Genomic DNA, 21086 nt, shown 5'->3' with positions numbered 1-21086 from the left:
GTTCCGTCCGTGCACCGGATCTTTCTCGTCACCCCACCCCCCGCTTCCTGAGCGGGGTGTCTCCGGCCGCGCGGCGTTCCAGCCGCCCGGCCGATCCGTGCTGCACTGAAGCACCCCGCGTCGTCGACGTCCTTTCCGACAGACACAGACGCAGGAGCGTTTCCCCATGTCCGTTGCCGTACCCACGCGCGCCCGATCGTCGGCCGCGCTCGTCCTCGCCGGAGTCCTCTGGGGGACCGGCGGTCTCGCCGGATCCCTGCTCGCCTCCCGGGCGGGCCTCCATCCACTGAGTGTCGCCGCGTACCGGCTGCTCATCGGCGGCGTGATCGCCACCGGCTATCTCTGTCTCACCGGGAGCCTCCGCGGTTTCCCCCGCACTCCTGAGGTCCGCCGCCGTCTGCTCGCCGTCGGCGGCCTGTTCGCCCTCTTCCAGACCAGCTACTTCGCCGCGGTCTCACTGAGTTCCGTGAGCGTCGCGACGATGACCACCATCGGCAGCGCGCCCGTCCTGCTCGCCGTCGCGACGGCCGTCAAGACCCGCCGCCTGCCCGGAGCGTGGACGGCGGTGTCCGTGGCCGGGTCCCTCGTCGGGCTCGCGCTGCTGCAGTGGACGCCCGGACAAGAGGTCGACGTCGCCGGAGTGCTGTTCGCCCTGCTCGCAGCGGCTGGGTTCGCCGTGCTGACGCTGGTGACCGCGACCCGCGTCGAAGGCCTCGATCCCTTGCCCACCACGGCTTTCGGCTGCCTGATCGGCGGCGCCGCGCTTGCCCCGGCCGCGCTGTGGTTCGGGATGGCGGTGCCGGTTGAGGCCGACGTGCTCGCGCTCGTCGTCTACTTCGGCGTCGTGCCGACGGCGCTGGCGTACGCCGCGTACTTCCGCGGTCTCGAAAGCGCGCATCCCGTACTGGCCGCGTTGTCCGCCCTGCTCGAACCGTTGACCGCCGCGCTGCTGTCCATGGCCGTGCTCGGGGAACGGCTCGGCGCCGTGGGCTGGTGCGGCGCGGTGGTGCTCATCGCCGCGCTCACGGTCGCCTACTCGAAACCCTAGAGCGGCAGCGTCCGGCCGAGGATCGCGAACGGCCGCGGATCCCCGGCGAAGTGGTAGTCCCGCAGCACGTCGACGAAGCCGACCCGCCGGTACAGGTTCCAGGCCCGGCTGGTGCCTTCCGGCGTGGAAAGGAGGACGTGGGCGCTGGGCACGCCGTCGAGCAGCCGTCGCAGGAGGTCCTCGCCGATCCGCTTCCCCTGGCTTTCGGGGCTGACGTGGATCTCGGTGAGCTCGAAGTAGTCGGACATCCAGTGCTCGGCGGCGGCCTGGCCCTCACGCCGGGTCAGGCCGTGGCGGACCTGCTCGTGCCACCACTGGCCGCCGCGGCCCTTGTAGCCGTAGGCGAGCCCGAGCAGGACGCCGTCCGCGTCGAGCGCGGCCATGCAGCGCCAGCCTTCGCGCAGCGCGTGCGTGAGCCACATCGGCGCGCGTTGCTCCGCCGTGCCTTCGGGGTAGCGCATGGCGTTGACGTAGATGGTCAGCGCCTCGGGGAGCCGGGCGCGGAACTCGTCCGCGGACAGCTGGACGTAACGGGTGCATTCCGAGGACATCGCGGTCACGGGCGCCCATCCTGCCCGTCGCCCGCGACGTCCGCGGGAGTGCCCCCGGTCAGCGCGACGAGGCCGTCGAACGTCGTGGGGTACACCGACTTCGGATGCCCGGCGGCGGCCCAGACGACTTCGTGGGCACGTAACGCGGTGTCGACGAGGGTGGTCAACGCCTTCGGGTGGCCGACCGGGGCGACGCCGCCGATCGGCTGCCCGGTGTGCGCGCGGACGAACTCCGCGTCCGCCTTGCCGATCTCGTCGGCTCCGGTCAGCGAGGCCAGCAGCCCGGTGTCGGCGCGGTGCGCGCCCGACGTCAGGACGAGCAGGGCCGTTTCGGTGTCGCCGGTGCGGCTTCGGAAGACGAGGCTGTTCGCGATCGCGCCGACCTCGACACCGAGCGCTTCGGCGGCCTGCGCGGCCGTGCGGACTTCGGCGGGGAGGATGCGGATCCCGTCGGCGGCGGCGTGCTGGCCCGCCTCGGCGAGCGCGGCCGCGACCTTGGCCACCGAGGGATGACCGGACCGGTCGATGGTGCTCATACGCCTATGAGATCACGTGGCCGATGCCGTGTCCCGCACCACATGCGGCGATCACCCCGGTACGGGGTTGAGGAATGGGGCACTTCGGGGTTACATTGGAGTTGTTCGAACAGACGTTCGACATTCGGTGAGCGCGCACCGGTAGGTGCCCGGCGCGGGGGCGGGGGAAGCGCCTCGGCGCCGGGCACCGGCAGGCGCTCACGTACAGGAGGAGGGTCGTCATGTCCGTTTCGGTCGTGTCCCCCGACGAAGCCGAGAGGCCGGGGGGCACCGCGCAGCCCGCCCTGCCGATGTCGTTGCGCCCGCCGGCACCACCCGCGGCGGTCTCCTTGTACGCACAGGCGAGGCGGGGGCTCGCCGAAGCAGAGCGGGAGAGCGATCCCGCGGAGCGGTTCATCGGGGCGTATCTCGCCGCGCTGCGGGGCGCGGCGGCGGTACTGGAGGCCCGCGGCCGTCCGCACCGGGGCCGTGCCCGGCCGGCGAGCGGCTGGGTACTGCTCGACTCCGTCGCGCCCGAGCTGAAGGAATGGGCGGCGTTCTTCGCGGCCAATTCGGCGACGCGGGCCGCCGCGCAGGCGGGCATCACCGGAAAGGTCACCGTCGAGCTGGCGGACGAGCTGACCCGGGCCGCCACGGTGTTCCTGGAATTGGTGCGACGGGTGGTGCACGGGCTGCCGATGGGTGACTCGGCGCATGTGGCCTGAGCAGCCTGTCGGCCGGAGCGTGAACCCGCTGTGCCGATTCACACGCGGGTTCACCTAGAGACAGAGTCACCGCGGAGAGGGGGTGCCCGATGGCCGGGCAGGCCATGATCGACCAGGGCAGGTTCCTGGAAGTGATCGGCGCCGAAACCGAGTTGATGGCCCAGGTGGCGCACACCGCGTCCGCCGACGCGCCGGTCCCGACCTGCCCTGGCTGGACGCTCGGCGAGGTCCTCAGGCACGTGGGCAGCGTGTACCGGGTCACCCGCCGCTGGATCACCGACGGACGGCGTCCCGAGCACTGGCAGCGCAAACCGGGGCCGGGACAGCACCTGGAGGAGTACTTCCGCGAGGGCAGGGACGAACTCGTCGCCGAACTGTCCGCCCACGACCCGGACGAATTGGCGCCGACCTGGTGGCCGGCGGACCGCAGCTACGGGTTCTGGCGGCGGCGGATGGCGCACGAGACGACGATCCACCGGATCGACGCGGAGAGCGCGGCAGGCCGGGAAGTGTCGGAGATCCCCGAAGACGTGGCACTCGACGGGATCGACGAGGCGCTGGTGCTCTGGTTCGGCCAGCGGCTGCCGTTGCTCGGACTGTCCGGCACCAAGACCGGCTCGGTCGGCGTGCGCACCGCGGGCCACACCTGGATCGCCAGGGCGGGGCCCACGGAAACGGTCGCCTGGCGGTGCTCGGCCGAGGAGGCCCAGCGCGCGGACGACCTGATCACCGGGAAGCCGGACAAGATCTACCGCTGGCTCTGGGGCCGGGCGGGTCCGACGGCGGTGACGGTCAGCGGAGCCCAGGACATGGCGGGACAACTCTGGGCCCTTCTGCGGCTCGCGACCCGATGACCGGTCGGTGGGGAAGCCAAACCGGTCACGCCAGTCGGCGGAGCTGAAGATGTGCCCGAGAAGCGACCGAACTCCGGTTCACCTGAGACGCACAGAAGTGTCGGTGGTGCCGTCTAGGTTCACCGGTGTGGCAGCACAGCTGGTGAACCTGGTCTTCGACTCGGCCCTTCCCAGAGATCTGGCGGGTTTCTGGGAAGGGCTGTTCAGCTGGGACGCCCCGTTCCAACCGGCGTTCCGCTCCGAGGCGGGCCCCAAACGGGGCAAGAACCGCCTGCACCTGGATCTGGCGAGCCGTTCGCCCGAGCACCAGGCCGAGCTGGTGGACCGCGCGCTGTCCCTCGGCGCACGGCATATCGACATCGGCCAGGGCCCGCCGGAGGAGAAACGGGTGCCGTGGGTGGTGCTCGCGGACCCCGAGGGCAACGAGTTCTGCGTCCTCGAGCCGCGCGAGCAGTACGAGGGCGCCGGCGCGATCGCTTCGGTCGTCACCGACGCCCTCGACCCGGAGCGGCTGGCGCGGTTCTGGGCGGCCGTCCTGGGCTGGGAGGCCGGCGTCCGGGAAGAGGCGATCGTCGGCCTGCGGCCACCGGACGGCCGCGGCCCGTGGATCGAGTTCCTCGCCACGCGGGAGGAGAAACGGCACAGGAACAGGCTGCGGTTCGAGATCGCGCCACGGCGAGGCAAGAGCCGGGCGGCCGAAGTCCGGCGCCTGCGGGAGCTGGGCGCGTCAGGGCAGCGTGGCGATGCGATGGTGGATCCGGAGGGCAACGAGTTCAGCGTGCTTTCTCCCCGCTGAGTGTTTCGCCGGGGTTGCGCGGTGGCGTCGAACGCTGACCTGAGCGAAACACCCGCGCCGTGGGCAGGCAACAACCGGCCGGGACCGTGGAGTCATGGAGACCTATCGAGCCCGGCCCGCCCTGGTCCATCCCGGCGAAGAGACCGCGGCCGCGTCGGCATGGCGTGTCCGGATCCGCGTGGACGACCGGCCCGGCACCCTGGCCAGGATCGCGATCCGGCTCGCCGACCTCGAATGCAACATCCTCGGACTGTCGGTGCTCCCGGTCCCCGGCGGCGTGCTCGACGAGATCGTCCTGCGGCCGGCCACCGGTCTGCCGCGCCAACTGCTCATCGACGCGATCCGCGACGAAGGATGCGAATGCTCCGCCGTCATCGACGCGGATCTGGCCGAACTGGTCGACCCGGCCACCGCGACGCTCACCGCGGCCAAGAGGACCGTCGAGGAGCCCGGCGGCCTCGCGGAAGTGCTCCGCGGCGTCCTCGCGGCCGACGTCGTCACCAAGGTCCCGTCGATCGAGGCGAACCCGGCCCGCACGGAAGGCGGGCACCGCGCGGTGTTCCCGGCAGGGGACGGCGCCGCGTTCGTCGCGCGCCGCCGGTGGTCACCGTTCGTCGAACTGGAGCTGAGCCGCGCCGTCGCGCTGGTCGGCCTGACCACCGCCGTCCGCGACAACGTGACCGGTCCGATCGTGCTCGACCGGGCCGACGGCGCCGCGATCGTCCTGCGCAAGGGCGTCCCCGGTGACGCGGAAGCGGTGTCCGCGCTGCACCAGAGATGCTCGATGACGACGCTCTTCCACCGCTATCACACCGGAATGCGCGCCGTGCCGCGTCGCTGGCTGCACCGGCTCCTGATGCCGCCGCGCGGGATCAGCCTGCTCGCGGTCTGCGGCCGTGACGTGATCGGTCTCGGCCAGCTGATCCCGGCTGCCGACGGCGGCGCGGCCGAAGTCTCGCTCCTGGTCGAGGATTCCTGGCAGCGCCAAGGCATCGGCACGGCTCTGCTCGCCCGGCTCGCCACTCTGGCCGTGGCCAAGGGGGAGCGCGAACTCACCGCCGTCTGCCTGCCCGGCGACGACTCCCTCCACCGCACCGCCACCCGTGTGGGGCTCCGGCCCGAACGCGCCCCCGGCGACCCCGGCACCCTGCGCTTCCGGCTCCCCGACCCGCGCGTTTAGTCCTCTGAACGCGGTAGTTCGGGTTACCAACCACCGCATTCAGAGGACGAAATGCGGGAGTGGGTCAGCGGTTCCAGAACCAGTCTTTGCCGCGGGCCTCGCTCAGCGCGCGCTTCTTGCGTTCTGGGGTGAGCCGTTCCAGGTAGAGCTTGCCGTCGAGGTGATCGGTCTCGTGCTGCAGGCACTGGGCGAGCACGTCGACGCCTTCGACCTCGACCGGCTCGTTGCGCAGGTCGACACCGCGCACCACGGCGTGCTTCGCGCGGACGACCGGGAACCACAGCTCCGGCACGGACAGGCAGCCCTCGCCGATCTCGTGTGTTTCTTCGGACAGCTCGACGATCTCGGGGTTGATCACGTACCCGCTCAGTCCGCCGACGTCGTAGCTGAACACCCGCAGCCCGACCCCGATCTGCGGCGCCGCGAGACCCGCGCGCCCGGCCGGTTTCACCCCGTCCATCAAATCGGTCACCAGCGACTCGATCTTCTTGTCGAATGTCGTGACCGGGTCGCATACGGTCTTGAGCACGGGATCCCCGAAATAGCGCAGGTCGCGCATCACCATGGTCGAACGTCCTTCTCCGCAGGTCTGAGCGGTGATTCTAGGCCCGCAGGCGCAACCCCTTGGGAGTCGCCCGGAAACCCGCCTCCTGAAGGACGGCCGAAAGCTCCGAAGTGAGCGCCACCTCGCCGTCGGCCTTCTGCACCGCGAGCTGCCCCAGCCAGCCTTCCCGCACCGCCGTGGACAGCGCCCGCGCGGCCGAGCGCAACCTGTCCTGATCCTCGGTGAAACTCAGCAGCGACCGGCCGCCGCGTTCGACGTACATCGCCGGGACACCGTCCACGAGTACGGCCAGCGCGCCCGCTTTCCTTGCCGGACGGTGCTTCGTGTCTCCTGTCGCGGCAGGCCATGGCAACGCGGCACCGTAGGGCTGGGCCGGGTCGGCGGCGGCGAGGACGACGGCGCCTTCGGTGGTGGTGCGCTGGTTCCCCGACTGCGCGCGCAGCCTGTCGACGGCGCCCTTCGCCGCGAACTGCGCCGCGCCGAGTCCTTCGACCACGTACCCCCGGACGACCTGCCCCGAATCCTCCATGCCGCGTAAAACCTTGTAGATTCCTGAAAAACCGCCCGTCACACGCTCGGTATCGAGGGCGCCGCGGGTGAGGACGCCGTGCCGTTCCAGGAAGGCCTCCGTCCGCGCCAGCGCGCGCCTGGTCGGATCGGCTTCGCGTCCCGGGGCCAGTGCCCAGCGGCCGGCCACCGTCGGCGGCCCGGTGCGCGAAGGCATCGCCGGACGCCCGGCCCGAAGCCGCGCGTACCGGCCGCGAGGAGCCTGTCGCCGTGGCTTGTGCGCCGCGCCGGAACCGGAGACCTGCGCCCGCAGCGGGCCCAGCGTGTCCCCGGTGACCAGACCGGCCCACACGAGATCCCACAGCGCCGCCACGACTTCGCCGTCGCCGGGCGGGGTTTCGACCATCGGCGACACCCGGTCCACGAGCTGACGGAAGAACTGCGCTCCACCCTCCAATGTGGACAGAATGGCCTCGTGGAGCGGGCCGGAGGGCAGATCGTCGTCGAGATCCGGCAACAGCAGATCGGCGACGTCCGTGGGGGCGAGCGCCAGCCAGCCGTCCCCGCCGGACAGGGATCCGCAGCCGCACCAGGTGACCTCGCCCGCCGTGGTGAGTTCGTCCAGCAGCGACGGGGTGTAGCCGGGCAGCCTGCTCGGCAGGATCAGCGACTCGACGGCGCTCGCCGGGAGCGGGGCACCGGCCAGTTGCTCGACCACGGACAGTACGTCGTCCGCCGTCGGCGCCGACCGCACTCGCGCCCCGATGCCGTGCCACGAAGGCAGGAACCGCCCCAGCGCGGCGGGTTCGACCGGTTCGACCTCGGCCCGCAGCCGGGCCAGTGACGCCCGCCGGAGCCTGCGCAGCACCGACGCGTCGCAGAACTCCATCCCGACGCCGTGGGTCTCCGGATGCCCGACGGGGCTCAGCTCGCCGCGGACCAGCCTGCCCTGCGCGGTCAGCCTGTCCAGTACGCCGGTGACCACGGCAGTCCCGAGGCCGAACCGCTCGGCCGCCTGCCGGGCGCTGAACGGGCCGCGGCTGCGTGAATAGCGCGACAGCAGGTCACCGACGGGATCCTCGACCGGCTCGGTGAACGCCTCCGGCACCCCGACCGGAAGCGCGGTGCCCAGCGCGTCGCGTACGCGGCCGGCGTCCTCGATGGCGATGAAGCGTTCTCCGCCGCCGATACGGACCCGGATCACCCGCCGCGCGGCCTCCAATTCCTCCAGCCATTCCCGCTGGATGCCGCGCGCGGCGGCCTCCTCGATCGAGAGATCGCCGAGGAACCGCAACAGATCCGCGGCGTCTTCGGCGTTGCGGGCGTGCCTGTCCGGATCGAGGCGTTGCAACGAGCGCTCGACTTCGGCGACGACCTCGGCGTCCAGCAGTTCGCGGATCGCCTCGGTGCCGAGCAGTTCGGCCAGCAGCGTCGAATCCAGCGCCAGCGCCGCCGCGCGCCGTTCCGCGAGCGGGGCGTCGGTCTCGTACAGGAACATCCCGACGTAGCCGAAGAGCAGGCTGCGCGCGAACGGGGACGCCGACGGTGTCTCGACCTCGACCAGCTTGACCTTGCGGGACCGGACGTCGGTCATCAGTTCGCGCAGCCCGCCGACGTCGTACACGTCCTGCAGGACTTCCCGCATCGCTTCCAGCACCACGGGGAACCGCTCGTACTTGGCCGCGACCGAAAGCAGCTGGGACGCGCGCTGCCGCTGCTGCCACAGCGGGGTGCGGCGGCGCGGATCCCGGCGGGGGAGCAGCAGCGACCGCGCCGCGCATTCCCGGAATCGCGCGGCGAACAGCGCGGAGCCGCCGACCTCGGCGACGATCAGCTGCTCGACCTCCTCCGGATCGAGCAACACGTCTTCGACCCCGATGGTGACCTCGGCGCCGTCCATGTCCAGCGCCTCGGGCAGCCGCAGCACGATGCCGTCGTCGGAATGCGCCACCTGGGCGTCGACCCCGCGGTTCTCCCGCAGCCGGGCCGCGATCGCGAGCGCCCACGGCGCGTTGACCTGCGCGCCGAACGGCGAGTGCAGGATGACCCGCCAATCACCCAGCTCGTCGCGAAACCGTTCCAGCAGCACGGTTTTGTCGTTCGGCACATGGCGGGTGGCCGACTTCTGCTCTTCCAGGTACGCGAGCAGGTTGTCGCACGCGTACTCGTCCAGCCCGGCGACGGCGGCGCGTTCCCTGGCCGCCGATGGCTCCGAAGTGGACAGTTCGCGGACGAACGCGCCCAGCGCCCGCCCCAGTTCCAGCGGGCGGCCGGGGGCGTCGCCCTTCCAGAACGGCATCCGGGCGGGCTCGCCCGGCGCGGGGACCACGATCACGCGGTCGTGGGTGATGTCGGTGACCCGCCAGGAGGAGGTGCCGAGCAGGATCGTGTCCCCGACGCGGGACTCGTAGACCATCTCCTCGTCGAGCTCGCCCACGCGCGACCCGGGCTTGCCGTCGGAACCCGGCGTCGTCACGGTGAACAGGCCGCGGTCGGGGATCGTGCCGCCCGAGGTCACCGCCAGCCGCTGCGACCCCGGACGGCCGTGCAGTTCGCCGGTGACCCGGTCCCAGGTGATCCGGGCGCGCAGTTCGCCGAACTCCTCACTGGGGTACCGGCCGGCGAGCATGTCGAGCACGGCCAGCAACGCGTCGTCCGGCAGGGACGCGAACGGCGCCGCGCGGCGGGCCAGGGCGGCCAGCTCGTCGACCGTCCACGATTCGAGCGCCACCATCGCCACGATCTGCTGCGCGAGCACGTCCAGCGGATTCCGCGGATACCGCACCGCCTCGATCGCCCCGGACGCCATCCGTTCCGCCACCACCGCGCAGGAGACGAGGTCGCCGCGGAACTTCGGGAACATCACCCCGCTCGACACCGCGCCGACCTGGTGCCCGGCCCGGCCGACCCGCTGCAGTCCCGAAGCGACCGTCGGCGGCGCCTCGATCTGCACGACGAGATCGACCGCGCCCATGTCGATGCCCAGTTCCAAGGAGGACGTCGCCACGACGCACGCCAGCCGCCCGGACTTGAGCTCCTCTTCCACATGGGTGCGCTGCTCACGCGACATCGAGCCGTGGTGCGCCCGCGCGATCACCGGTGCCGCGCCGGTGGTGAGCCCGGACTGGCCGATCGCCTCGGCCGGATACCGCTGATCCGGCTCCAGCTCGGCCTGTTCCGTGACGAGTTCGTTGAGCCGGGCGGTCATCCGCTCGGTGAGCCGCCGCGAGTTGGCGAACACGATGGTCGACCGGTGCGCCTGGATCAGTTCGAGGACGCGTTCCTCCACCGCGGGCCAGATCGACGGCCGCCGCGGCGCACCGTCGATGTCCTCCAGCGATCCGGGCAGACGCGCGAGGCCGGCGTCGAGGTCTTCGTTCTGCTTCGGCCCCTGAGGACCGTCGAGATCGGCCATGTCCTCGACCGGAACTTCGACGCGGACCTCGATCGTCTTCGCGAGCTTCGGCTGGACGACGGTGACCGGCCTGCCGCCCGCCAGGAACGAGGCGACCTCGTCGATCGGCCGGACCGTCGCCGACAGCCCGATCCGCTGGGCGGGTTTCTCCAAGAGGGCGTCGAGCCGTTCCAGGGACAGGGCCAGATGCGCGCCGCGTTTGCCGCCCGCGACCGCGTGCACCTCGTCGATGATCACCGTCTCCACGCCGCGCAGCGAATCGCGGGCGGAGGAGGTGAGGATGAGGAACAGCGACTCCGGCGTGGTGACCAGCACGTCCGGCGGGGTCTTGCCGAACGAGCGCCGCTCGGCGGCGGTGGTGTCGCCCGTCCGCATGCCGACGCCGATGTCCGGGACCGGCAGCCCGAGCCGCCGCGACGCCTGCGAGATACCCGCCAGCGGTGCCCGCAGGTTGCGCTGGACGTCGACCGCCAGGGCCTTCAGCGGAGAGACGTAGAGGACGCGGCAGCGTTTCCTCGGCTCGGACGGCGGAGGCTCGACCGACAGCCTGTCCAGCGCCCAGAGGAAGGCCGACAACGTCTTGCCCGATCCCGTGGGGGCCACGACCAGCGCGTGTTCCCCCGCGTGCGCGGCACGCCACGCGCCCTCCTGCGCGCGGGTGGGCGCGGCGAAGGCCCCGGTGAACCAGTCCCTGGTCGCGGGGGAGAAGAGGTCGAGTACGTGTGCCACGCCCTCCATACTGCGCCGGACCACCGACAGTTTCGCTCCGAGGGCTGTGACGAGGCACCCGGTCGGGGACGAGTTCGGCGGGTTCCGCACGTGCGGTGACCTCGCTCATGGGAGCATCACCGCCAGCGCGGCCGGATCGGTACTGGGGCGGTCGCCGTTCGTCTGTGAAGGGGTATGAGCTGTGCGGATCCTGTCGGTGGACCTCGGGACGTCCAACACCGTGGCCGTCCTTTCGGCGCACGGGAGGCCCCCGCGCGTGGTCGAAGTCGACGGTTCGGCCAACATGCCGTCCGCGGTGTTCGCCACCGAGGACGGCACGATCATGGTCGGCCGGGACGCCGAGCGCCGCGCCCGCCTCGACCCGACCCGCTTCGAGCCCAACCCCAAACGCCGCATCGACGAGCAGACGCTCCTGCTGGGCACCGACGTCATCCCGGTCAGCGAGGTGCTGGCCGCGATCCTGCGCCGCGTCCTCGACGAGACCACCCGCCAGCTCGGCGGGGACCTGCCCGACGAGGTCCGGCTCACCCACCCCGCGCAGTGGGGCCCGACCCGCCGCAACGTGCTGCTGTCCGCCGCCCGGCTCGCCGGGATGGGCGGCAACCTGGTGCTCGTCCCCGAGCCGGTCGCCGCGGCCGCGCACTTCGCGTCGTTCCCCGGCAAGACGCTCGCTCCCGGTCAGGCGCTCGCCGTGTACGACCTCGGCGCCGGCACCTTCGACGTCGCGATCGTCGGCGCGACCCCGAACGGCGGCTTCACCGTCGTCGCCGAAGACGGCCTTCCCGACCTCGGTGGCCTCGACGTCGACCAGGCGCTGCTGGTGCACGTCGGCCGCGAGGTCTCGCACAAGGATCCCCAGCGCTGGCAGCGGGTCCTGCGGCCCGAGTCCACTCCGGACCGTCGTACGCGGCGCGCGCTGCAGGAGGACGTGAAGGCGGCGAAGGAAGCCCTTTCGCGGCACCCGCAGACCGAGGTCCCGATGCCGGAGCCGTTCGAGGACGTCCTCGTCACGCGAGGGGAACTCGAAGCGCTGGTGCGGCCGTCGATGCTGCGCAGTGTCGAGCTGATGTCCCGGGTGGTCCGCTCGGCCGGGATGACCCCGGACCGGCTCGCCGGTATCTACCTCGTCGGCGGTTCGAGCCGTCTCCCGCTGGTCGGCAGCCTGATCGCGGAGAAGCTCGGCGTCGTGCCGGGCAGCCTGGACCAGCCCGAGACCGCGGTCGCGCTCGGCGCCCAGCACGTCGCTTCCGACGGCATCAGCTCGCGCACGCAGGGCGTCGAAGGGCAGGTCGCCGCGGGAACCGGCCAGCATCAGGTCGGGCCCGGTGTTTCGGGCCCGTACGCGCCGCCGCAGCAGGTCGCGTCGATCCCGGGGTATACGGGCGGCGGCCCCGGCCAGTCCGGCGGTTTCCCCCAGTCGGGTTACCCGAACAGCGGTCCGCAGCAGGTGCAGCAGCCAGCGCCGACGAATTTCCCGACGTACTCGCTGGCCGGCCAGACCTCCGGTGACAAGGCGCCCGCGCGCAAGAAGAAGCCGCTCGTCATCGGCGCCATCGTGGCCGTCGTCGTGCTGCTCGCCGCCGGGCTCACGTACTTCCTGACGTCCTCGTCGGTGACGACGTACACGGCAGACGAATGCAAGGTGCCCGGCGCGGCCGACGACAAGGGCCTCACCGGCTGCCTGCGCCAGCTCGCCGGGAAGATCGCCGACACCGGCGACTGCAAACCCGGGATGGGCAACGGGCCGGCGAAACCGGCGGAGGATCTCGGCGTGACGTCGACCTGCTCCGCCCCCGGCCGTGCCGGGACCCAGGTGACCTACCTGCAGAGCGACTCCGCGGACAAGCTCAAGGCCTACACCGACGGGCTGCTCAAATCGGCCGGTGGAGACCGCACCGAGGCCAAGTGGGCGGGCAACGCCCTGGAAGGCCAGTACTCCTCGGCCGCCGGGCGGAACGCCGCCGTGCTGGTGTTCACCGTGACCGACCGGCCGCTGGTCGGCTTCATCTACCAGGTCCCGGCCGAAGGCCAGAACCCGACGCCTGGCGAGCTCGCCGACTACTTCGAAAAGAGCGTCCAGCCGGGCGAATAGCCGCTGTTCGCGCGTGAAGGCCCCCTTCCCTCGGCTCAGCCGAGGGAAGGGGGCCTTCACGCGTTTCCGCCCGAGGCGGGGCTAGACTTCACCTGATGCGTATCACGGTCTTCCGGCGGCTGATGGCCGACGAATTCGGTCCCGGACGTGCGGAAACCCTCGCCAGGGATCACGTCTTCGGCGAACTCGGGGGCCGGACCGTCGAACAGGCCCTCGACGCGGGAACCTCTGCCAAGGACGTCTGGCGGGCGGTCTGCGAAGCCTTCGAGATCCCGCCTGAGCGGCGCTGACCTCGGCGAAAGGACAAGAACCCCAGCGCGACGGCGTGTCGGTCGCGGCCTCGAACACACGTTCGTCTAGGGTGTTGTCCACAACGGGGTCAGCGATCCACAGCTTGGGCGCGAGGCCTGGAATTGTCGGTGGTCGCCCGTAGCGTCGGACCCGACAGCTCAGAACTGAACAAGCCCTACCCGGCTCAACCAACGAGGTGGACCCATGGCACCAGCAGCACCCGACAAGGACAAGGCGCTCGAACTGGCCCTCGCCCAGATCGACAAGCAGTACGGCAAGGGCTCGGTCATGCGCCTCGGCGAAGAGGGCCGCGCGCCGATCGAGGTCATTCCCACCGGCGCCATCGCACTCGACGTCGCGCTCGGGATCGGTGGCCTTCCCCGCGGCCGGGTCATCGAGATCTACGGTCCGGAGTCCTCCGGTAAGACCACCGTCGCGCTGCACGCGGTCGCCAACGCGCAGAAGAACGGCGGCATCGCCGCGTTCATCGACGCGGAGCACGCGCTGGACCCGGAGTACGCCAAGAAGCTCGGCGTCGACACCGACGCGCTGCTGGTCTCCCAGCCGGACACCGGTGAGCAGGCGCTCGAGATCGCGGACATGCTGATCCGCTCCGGCGCGCTCGACATCCTGGTCATCGACTCGGTCGCCGCGCTCGTGCCGCGCGCCGAGATCGAGGGCGAGATGGGCGACAACCACGTCGGCCTGCAGGCCCGGCTGATGAGCCAGGCGCTGCGGAAGATGACCGGTGCGATGAACAACTCCGGCACCACCGCGATCTTCATCAACCAGCTGCGCGAGAAGATCGGCGTCATGTTCGGCTCCCCGGAGACCACGACCGGTGGTAAGGCGCTGAAGTTCTACGCGTCGGTCCGCCTGGACGTCCGCCGTATCGAGACGCTGAAGGACGGCGGCGAGCCCGTCGGCAACCGCACCCGCGTCAAGGTCGTCAAGAACAAGGTCGCGCCGCCCTTCAAGCAGGCCGAGTTCGACATCCTTTACGGCAAGGGCGTCTCCCGCGAGGGTTCGTTGATCGACATGGGCGTCGACCAGGGCATCCTGCGCAAGTCCGGCGCCTGGTACACCTACGAGGGCGACCAGCTGGGCCAGGGCAAGGAGAACGCCCGGAAGTTCCTGCTGGACAACCCGGACATCGCCAACGAGATCGAGAAGCGCATCAAGGAGAAGCTCGGCATCGGTGCCGCTGTCGACGCCGAAGCCGCCCCCGCGCCGGTCGACTTCTGAGTTCGTTCAGCCCCGCCTGGGGTGAAGTCGCCGATCGATCGTTTCGACTGGAGTGATGGCTGAATGCGTGCGCCCAAAGTGGATCCGGCGGAGCTGCCGCCGGACGAGCGGAGGAAGAAGGCCAAGGAGATCTGCTTCGATCTCCTGGCCGCGCGCCCGCGTTCCACGGAGGAACTGCGTCAGGCCCTCAAGCGCAAGGGCTTCGACGAGGAGACGACGGAGACCCTGCTCGGTAAGCTGGACAAGGCAGGGCTCATCAACGACGCCGAGTTCGCCGAGATGTGGGTACGTTCCCGTCATGCCAACATGGGCCTGGCACGGAACGCCCTCGTAGCCGAACTCAAACGCAAAGGAATCGATGGGGATATCGCCGTCCAGGCCGCCGAAGAGGTGGACCGAGAGGCAGAGGAGCAGCGCGCCCGAGAGCTGGTACGGAAGCGCATGCGCTCCTTGGGCAACGTCGACGAGCAGACGGCGATCCGCCGCCTGCTGGGCTTCCTCGCCCGCAAGGGCTATCCCCAGGGGCTGGCCTACACCGTGATCCGCGACGAACTCCGCGAGTTCGGCGCCGAGTCGGCGCTGCTGGACGACGCCACCCTCGACTGACCTCCGTCATCTGAGCCGCTCACCGGCCGTGCGGGCCCGATTGCCCGCCGGCCGGTGTTGTGCGTTCAGGCGAAGTACATGAAGGGGCACTGGTTCGGCCACGGAGGTAGTGAGGGCCTCCTTCACTACCTTGAGGGTAGGTAAGGAGGCCTTCACGGACCCAGACGCCCGAGACGGCTCCCCGAACCAAGGCTCTGACCAGCGTCGATACGACCGATCAGGAATCAAGAAGCACCGGAAGCCCGCCGCGAAATAGCGTTACCGGCATGAACTTCATCGACGCCATCACCCTCGAAGTGGCCGACACCGAGGCCGCCGAACGCTTCTACACCACCGCCTTCGGGCTCGGCCCCGAGCTGCGTCTGCGGGCTTCGCAGGAGCCGTCCACCGGCTTCCGCGGCTACACCCTCTCCCTCACGGTTTCCCAGCCCGCCAACGCCGACGCGCTCATCGACGCCGCCGTCGCCGCCGGGGCGACCGTGATCAAGCCCGCCGCGAAGTCGATGTGGGGTTACGGCGGAACCGTGCGGGCCCCGGACGGCGCGATCTGGAAGATCGCCACCTCGGCGAAGAAGAACACCGGACCGGCGGCCCGCGAATTCGACGCCATCGTGTTGCTGCTGGGCGTCGCCGACGTGGCCGCGAGCAAGAAGTTCTACGTCGAGCACGGCCTCACCGTGGGGAAGAGCTTCGGCCGCGTGTACGTCGAGTTCGAATCCGGCTCGAGCCCCGTGAAGCTGGCGCTGTACAAGCGCAAGGCCCTGGCCAAGGACGCCGGCGTGTCCCCGGAGGGCAACGGCTCGCACCGCATCGCGATCTGCGGTACCGCCCCGTTCACCGACCTCGACGGGTTCGTCTGGGAGACCTCGGCTCTCGCCGCCCAGTCCTGATGTGCCACTACCGGATGCCCCCGCTCGCCGCTTACCAAGGAGAAACCGCAATGACCACCACGTACGAAGGATTCACGGCCGAAGAGAAGGCCGCGATGAAGGAACACGCCCAGGACATGAAGAAGGCGGCGCGCCGCGGTTCGGCCGCCGACAAAGCGGCGGCGGCCGAGCAGGACGTGGTCGCGAAGATCGCCGAGATGTCCGATGAGGACCGGGCGCTGGCCGAGCTGGTCCACACCGTCGTGAAGGCGAACGCCCCGATGCTCGCGCCGAAACTCTGGTATGGCCAGCCCGCCTACGCGCTGGACGGCAAGATCGTCTGTTTCTTCCAGGCGGCGGCCAAGTTCAAGACGCGGTACGCGACGCTCGGTTTCAACGAGGCCGCTCAGCTGGACGACGGCGCGATGTGGGCGACGGCCTTCGCGCTGACCGGCGTCACCCCCGAGGTGGAACAGCGCATCGCCACGCTGGTGAAGCAAGCCGTCAGCTGAGCGACCGCAGGCGATGCCCGGCGGCGAGCTCGCGGGAGGTTGTTGCGAAAGCCAGTTTCGCAACGTCCTCTCGCCAGGCCACCCCACAACGCGAGTGGCAGCTCGTTTTACCGCGTGAGTGGCCACACGCGAGACTGCGGCGAAACCCTAGGCTCGGGTGATCACTGGGAGGACCACATGATCACCATCGAGCCGTTGAAATCCGAAGACCGCGAAGCCTGGGAACGCCTGTTCCGCGCGTACATCGCCTTCTACGAACGTGTCGCGCCCCAAGAGGTCTACGACCGGGCCTGGCGAGAATTCCGGACCGGGGAGCGGATGCACGCGCTCGGTGCCCACCTGGGCGGCGAGCTCGTCGGGATCACGCATTTCCTGGTGCACCCCAGTACTTCCGCGCTCACCGACGCCTGTTACCTGCAAGATCTGTTCACGGCGCCGCAAGCCCGGGGCAAGGGGGTCGCGCGGGCGTTGATCGAGGCCGTCGCGGACTGGGCGCGCGACCGCGATTGCGACAGGGTTTACTGGCACACCAAGGAATCCAACGCCACCGCGCGCCGCCTGTACGACCAGGTCGCGGTGAACCGGGGCTTCATCCAGTACCAGCTCCCGCTCTGAAAACAGTGAGGGCCACCCGGCGCGCGAGTGGCCCTCACAACACGGATCAGAGCTTCGAAGCCTCCGCCGCGAAAGCTTCGATCTTCCCGAAGTCCTTGGCCGCCAAGGCGTCCTTCGGCGTCAGCCACGAACCACCGATGCAGCCCACATTGGACAGTGCGAGATAGTCCGGCGCGGTCTTCACGGTGATCCCACCGGTCGGGCAGAACTTCAGCCCGGGCAGCGGCCCGCCGATCGACTTCAGGTACGCCACGCCGCCGCTGGCCTCGGCGGGGAAGAACTTCAACGCGGTAAGCCCGCGTTCGGCCAGCCGCATCGCTTCGGACACCGTGCTCGCGCCCGGCAGGAACGGGAGCCCGGTCTCGAACGCGGCGTCCAGCACGGCGTCCGTGCAGCCCGGGGTCACCAGGAACTTCGCGCCGGCGGCGGCCGCCTGCTTCGCGTGCTCGGGCGCGGTGACCGTCCCGGCGCCGATGACGATCTCCGGGACCTCGGCGGCGATCCGCTCGATGGAGGCGAGTGCCGCCGGGGTGCGCAGGGTCAGCTCGATCACGCCGATCCCGCCCGCGAGCAGGGCCCGCGCGGTGGGCACGGCGTCGGCGGCGTCGTCGAGCACGACGACGGGCATCACAGGGGACAGGCCGAGCAGGTCTGCGCCGGTGGTCACTGGGTTACCTCCACAGGGGTCAACGTGTGCGCCGGGGCGCCGAAGTGTTCCGGCGTGAGCGGTCCGAAGACGCTCGCGCCCTGATCGGCGGGGCCGACCGCGCGGCGCAGCGCCGCGAACAGCTCCCGGCCGGTGCCGGTCCAGGATGCCTCCGAAGGCGGGTAGTCCACCAGTTCACGGCGGGCGAGTTCTTCGTCACCCACGAGGACGTCGAGCGTCCCCGCCTTGGCGTCGAGACGGATGACGTCGCCGTCGGCGATCCGCGCGATCGGGCCTCCCGCGGCGGCTTCCGGGGTCACCTGGATCGCCGCCGGGATCTTGCCGGACGCACCCGACATCCGGCCGTCGGTGAGCAACGCCACCTGGTGCCCGCGGTCCATCAGCACTCCCAGCGCCGGGGTGAGGCCGTGCAACTCCGGCATCCCGTTGGCCTGCGGGCCCTGCTGCCGGATGACCACGACGACGTCGCGGTCCAGCTCGCCGGCCTCGAAAGCGGTCTTGAAGGACTTCTGGTCGGTGAACACCCGCGCCGGGGCCTGGACGATCCGGTGCTCCTGCGCCACCGCCGACACCTTGATCACCGCGCGGCCGAGGTTGCCCGCGACCATGCGAAGCCCGCCGTCGGAGGCGAACGGCCGCCACACGGGACGCAGGACGTCCTCGTCGAGGCTGCGCGTCGGGACGTCACGCCAGACCAGTTCGCCCTCGGAGAGGATCGGCTCTTGCCGGTAGCGGTGCAGGCCCGGTCCGGCGACGGTCTGGACGTCCTCGTGCAGCAGGCCCGCGCTGAGCAGGGTGCCGACCAGGAACTGGATGCCGCCGGCGGCGTGGAAGTGGTTGATGTCGGCGCTGCCGTTCGGGTACACGCGGGCCAGCAGGGGGATCACCGCAGACAGGTCGGAGAAGTCGTCCCAGGTCAGCTGGATGCCCGCGGCGGCTGCGATCGCGACGAGGTGCATCGTGTGGTTGGTCGAGCCACCCGTGGCGAGCAGCGCGATGACACCGTTGACGACGGCCTTCTCGTCGATCACGCGCGAGACCGGCGTGTACTCCTCGCCTCGCGAAAGCTTTACGACGCGCCGCCCGGCCTCTTCGGTGAGCGCCTTGCGTAGCGTCGAGTTCGGCTGCACGAAGCTGGCGCCCGGAAGGTGCAGGCCCATCACCTCGACGACCATCTGGTTCGAGTTGGCGGTGCCGTAGAAGGTGCACGTGCCCGCCGAGTGGTACGAAGCCGCTTCGGCGTCCAGCAGGTCTTCGCGCGTCGCCTTGCCCTCGGCGTAGAGCTGGCGCACGCGCGCCTTCTCCTTGTTCGGCAGGCCGGAGTTCATCGGCCCGGCGGGCACCAGGATCGCCGGGAGATGCCCGAACGACAGCGCCCCGATCAGCAGGCCGGGCACGATCTTGTCGCAGACGCCGAGCAGCAGCGCCGCGTCGAACATGTCGTGGGACAGCGCGATCGCGGTCGACATCGCGATCACCTCGCGGCTGAACAGCGACAGCTCCATCCCCGGGCGACCCTGGGTGACGCCGTCGCACATCGCGGGCACGCCACCGGCGAACTGCGCCACCCCGCCCGCCTGGCGGACCGAGCCCTTGAGCATCGCGGGGTACTCCTGCATCGGCTGGTGCGCCGAAAGCATGTCGTTGTAGGACGAGACGATCGCGACGCCCGGCGCTCGCACGGCGCGCAGTGCCGCTTTGTCGACACCTTCCATCGCGGCGAAGCCGTGGGCGAGGTTGCTGCAGTCGAGACCGCGCCGCACCGGCCCTTCTTCGTGGGAGGCGGCGACGCGCTCGAGGTACGCGGCGCGGGTTTCGGCGCTGCGGGCGGCGATGCGTTCGGTGACTTCGGCGATGATGGGGTGGACGTTCGGGGCGGTACTCATTGTCCGGCTCCGGATCACTGGTCGTGGTGGTCCGCGGGACGGCAACGCTGACGTCGCTGGGTCGTGACAGTGGCCACAGTACCTCGGGGGAAAGCCCGAATCAAAATCGATACAGAAGATCGACTCGCGTGACCTCCGTCACGTCACTAGGTTCCACTGTGCTACTTGTCACATTGCACAACGCGCGGCAGAGTCGAGACGGCGAGGAGTCGCCGGCCTTCGAAGGCTCAAGCGGCCAACCGAACCGACCATCGGGAGGTACCGATGTCCACCACAGAGATCGCCGAGCTTCGGCGAGCCATCGGTCAGTTGAGGCAGTGCGTCGGCGCGCTGCGATCCCGATACGGCGACGCTTCGGCGGTACGACGCCTGGCGAACGACGTCGAGCGGCTCGACATCGACGCGACCGACCTCGACACGACCCCGAACGCGGTGCCCGCGCAGGCGAAGGCCGCCGATCGTGTCCAGGTTCCCGATACGCCCTACGACCCGGCGCTCTGGCAAGGCGCCGATGACGAAGGCGTCGGCGGCTACAAGCGCGACCAGCGGTGAGCGCCCCCGCCGGCAACGAGGCCGGACGGGGTACGGGGGTCCGCGCACCGTCGCGGGCCCGGATCGCCGAAAAAACGCTGCGCACCGACCGGTGGTGGCTGTCCCCGCTGCTGACCGTCCTCGGCCTCTCCGCCTTCATCATCTACGCGACGATCAGGTCCTTCGCGCGCACCGCGTACTGGGTGCCCGAGTACCACTACCTGACGCCGTTCTATTCGCCCTGCGTCTCGGAATCCTGCGTCGAAGGCTCCCGGCATTTCGGGGCCTGGATCGGCGAACTGCCGGGCTTCATCCCGCTCGGCTTCCTCGTCCTGCCGTTCCTGCTGGGCTTCCGGCTGACCTGCTACTACTACCGCAAGGCCTACTACCGGGCCGTCTGGTTCTCACCGCCCGCCTGCGCGGTCGCCGAACCGCACGCGAAGTACACCGGTGAGACGCGGCTGCCGCTGATCATCCAGAACGCCCACCGCTACTTCTTCTACGTGGCCGTGGTCGTCTCGCTGATCAACACCTACGACGCGATCACCGCGTTCCACGGCAAGACCGGCGGATTCGGTTTCGGGCTCGGCAACATCGTGCTGACCGGCAACGTGATCCTGTTGTGGGCCTACACGTTGTCGTGCCACTCGTGCCGTCACGTGACCGGCGGCAGGCTCAAGCACTTCTCGAAACATCCGGTCCGCTACTGGATCTGGACGCAGATCACGAAGCTCAACACCCGGCACATGGCACTGGCGTGGACGACGCTCGGCACGCTCGTGCTGACCGACCTCTACGTGATGCTCGTGGCCAGCGGCGCCATTTCGGATCTGCGGTTCATCAACTAGCGGCGCGGGAATCTCCCGTCCCCGGCGACAAGCTTTGAG

At 70.3% G+C, this 21086-nt stretch carries 20 protein-coding genes; 14 read left to right on the top strand and 6 right to left on the bottom strand.

Annotated elements, in window-relative coordinates:
- The first annotated feature begins 166 nt into the window (after positions 1-166).
- Positions 167-1048, top strand: coding sequence for a DMT family transporter (locus AC069H_RS37900; RefSeq protein WP_478235530.1), 882 nt, complete (start codon positions 167-169; stop codon positions 1046-1048).
- Here AC069H_RS37900 and AC069H_RS37895 read toward each other — a convergent pair.
- Both AC069H_RS37895 and AC069H_RS37890 read right to left on the bottom strand, forming a co-directional pair.
- Positions 1045-1608, bottom strand: a complete 564-nt coding sequence (locus AC069H_RS37895; RefSeq protein WP_016332697.1) for a GNAT family N-acetyltransferase — start codon at positions 1606-1608, stop codon at positions 1045-1047. The two genes, AC069H_RS37900 and AC069H_RS37895, sit on opposite strands and share 4 nt — an antisense overlap.
- Positions 1605-2135: a YbaK/EbsC family protein gene (locus tag AC069H_RS37890; protein ID WP_478235529.1), complete on the bottom strand. Its 531-nt coding sequence runs from the start codon at positions 2133-2135 to the stop codon at positions 1605-1607. The genes AC069H_RS37895 and AC069H_RS37890 overlap by 4 nt, the downstream gene beginning before the upstream one ends.
- A 221-nt stretch (positions 2136-2356) precedes the next feature.
- On the opposite strand from AC069H_RS37890, the gene AC069H_RS37885 reads away from it, so the two are divergent.
- From AC069H_RS37885 to AC069H_RS37870, 4 genes are all read left to right on the top strand, one after another.
- Positions 2357-2839, top strand: coding sequence for an SAV_6107 family HEPN domain-containing protein (locus tag AC069H_RS37885; protein ID WP_340683906.1), 483 nt, complete (start codon positions 2357-2359; stop codon positions 2837-2839).
- Positions 2840-2928: 89 nt separating this feature from the next.
- Positions 2929-3693: a maleylpyruvate isomerase family mycothiol-dependent enzyme gene (locus AC069H_RS37880; protein ID WP_478235528.1), complete on the top strand. Its 765-nt coding sequence runs from the start codon at positions 2929-2931 to the stop codon at positions 3691-3693.
- A gap of 127 nt (positions 3694-3820) precedes the next feature.
- A complete protein-coding gene (locus AC069H_RS37875; protein WP_478235527.1) occupies positions 3821-4489 on the top strand; it encodes a VOC family protein in 669 nt (222 codons plus the stop codon).
- Positions 4490-4583: 94 nt separating this feature from the next.
- Positions 4584-5669 (top strand): GNAT family N-acetyltransferase, encoded by a 1086-nt coding sequence (locus AC069H_RS37870; protein WP_478235526.1) that lies wholly within the window; start codon positions 4584-4586, stop codon positions 5667-5669.
- 64 nt (positions 5670-5733) lie between these two features.
- On the opposite strand, the gene def is transcribed toward AC069H_RS37870, so the two are convergent.
- Both def and AC069H_RS37860 read right to left on the bottom strand, forming a co-directional pair.
- A complete protein-coding gene (gene def / locus AC069H_RS37865; RefSeq protein ID WP_478235525.1) occupies positions 5734-6234 on the bottom strand; it encodes a peptide deformylase in 501 nt (166 codons plus the stop codon).
- Positions 6235-6271: 37 nt separating this feature from the next.
- Positions 6272-10894 carry an ATP-dependent helicase gene (locus tag AC069H_RS37860; RefSeq protein WP_478235543.1) on the bottom strand — a complete coding sequence of 1541 codons (4623 nt, stop codon included), beginning with the start codon at positions 10892-10894 and terminating at the stop codon, positions 6272-6274.
- Between the two features lie 172 nt (positions 10895-11066).
- Here AC069H_RS37860 and AC069H_RS37855 point away from each other — a divergent pair, with 172 nt between their 5' ends.
- The 7 genes from AC069H_RS37855 to AC069H_RS37825 all read left to right on the top strand — a co-directional run bounded on the left by AC069H_RS37855 (position 11067) and on the right by AC069H_RS37825 (position 17115).
- Positions 11067-12977 (top strand): Hsp70 family protein, encoded by a 1911-nt coding sequence (locus AC069H_RS37855; protein WP_478235524.1) that lies wholly within the window; start codon positions 11067-11069, stop codon positions 12975-12977.
- Between the two features lie 95 nt (positions 12978-13072).
- Positions 13073-13267, top strand: coding sequence for a DUF3046 domain-containing protein (locus AC069H_RS37850; RefSeq protein ID WP_126734939.1), 195 nt, complete (start codon positions 13073-13075; stop codon positions 13265-13267).
- 205 nt (positions 13268-13472) lie between these two features.
- Complete coding sequence (gene recA, locus AC069H_RS37845; RefSeq protein ID WP_005164741.1) at positions 13473-14513, top strand: recombinase RecA; 1041 nt, start codon at positions 13473-13475, stop codon at positions 14511-14513.
- 78 nt (positions 14514-14591) lie between these two features.
- Complete coding sequence (locus AC069H_RS37840; RefSeq protein ID WP_340688761.1) at positions 14592-15119, top strand: regulatory protein RecX; 528 nt, start codon at positions 14592-14594, stop codon at positions 15117-15119.
- Positions 15120-15385: 266 nt separating this feature from the next.
- Positions 15386-16009: a glyoxalase gene (locus AC069H_RS37835; RefSeq protein WP_478235523.1), complete on the top strand. Its 624-nt coding sequence runs from the start codon at positions 15386-15388 to the stop codon at positions 16007-16009.
- 50 nt (positions 16010-16059) lie between these two features.
- Positions 16060-16500: an iron chaperone gene (locus tag AC069H_RS37830; protein WP_478235522.1), complete on the top strand. Its 441-nt coding sequence runs from the start codon at positions 16060-16062 to the stop codon at positions 16498-16500.
- Between the two features lie 177 nt (positions 16501-16677).
- Positions 16678-17115 (top strand): N-acetyltransferase family protein, encoded by a 438-nt coding sequence (locus AC069H_RS37825; RefSeq protein ID WP_478235521.1) that lies wholly within the window; start codon positions 16678-16680, stop codon positions 17113-17115.
- Positions 17116-17161: 46 nt separating this feature from the next.
- On the opposite strand, the gene eda is transcribed toward AC069H_RS37825, so the two are convergent.
- Together eda and edd are read right to left on the bottom strand one after the other, a co-directional pair.
- Entirely contained in the window at positions 17162-17782 is a 621-nt protein-coding gene (gene eda / locus AC069H_RS37820) for a bifunctional 4-hydroxy-2-oxoglutarate aldolase/2-dehydro-3-deoxy-phosphogluconate aldolase (protein ID WP_478235520.1), read from the bottom strand.
- Entirely contained in the window at positions 17779-19668 is a 1890-nt protein-coding gene (gene edd / locus AC069H_RS37815) for a phosphogluconate dehydratase (RefSeq protein ID WP_478235519.1), read from the bottom strand. The genes eda and edd overlap by 4 nt, the downstream gene beginning before the upstream one ends.
- Positions 19669-19932: 264 nt before the next feature.
- Here edd and AC069H_RS37810 point away from each other — a divergent pair, with 264 nt between their 5' ends.
- Together AC069H_RS37810 and AC069H_RS37805 are read left to right on the top strand one after the other, a co-directional pair.
- The gene (locus tag AC069H_RS37810; RefSeq protein WP_016332714.1) at positions 19933-20220 is read left to right on the top strand and encodes a hypothetical protein; all 288 of its coding nucleotides are present in this window, start codon (positions 19933-19935) and stop codon (positions 20218-20220) included.
- Positions 20217-21047, top strand: coding sequence for a hypothetical protein (locus AC069H_RS37805; RefSeq protein WP_478228738.1), 831 nt, complete (start codon positions 20217-20219; stop codon positions 21045-21047). The genes AC069H_RS37810 and AC069H_RS37805 overlap by 4 nt, the downstream gene beginning before the upstream one ends.
- Positions 21048-21086 lie beyond the last annotated feature (39 nt).

Source organism: Amycolatopsis sp. NPDC043887 (assembly GCF_056435665.1).
Note: the sequence above shows the minus strand (reverse complement) of the source record. Positions and strands in the feature narration are given on the sequence as shown.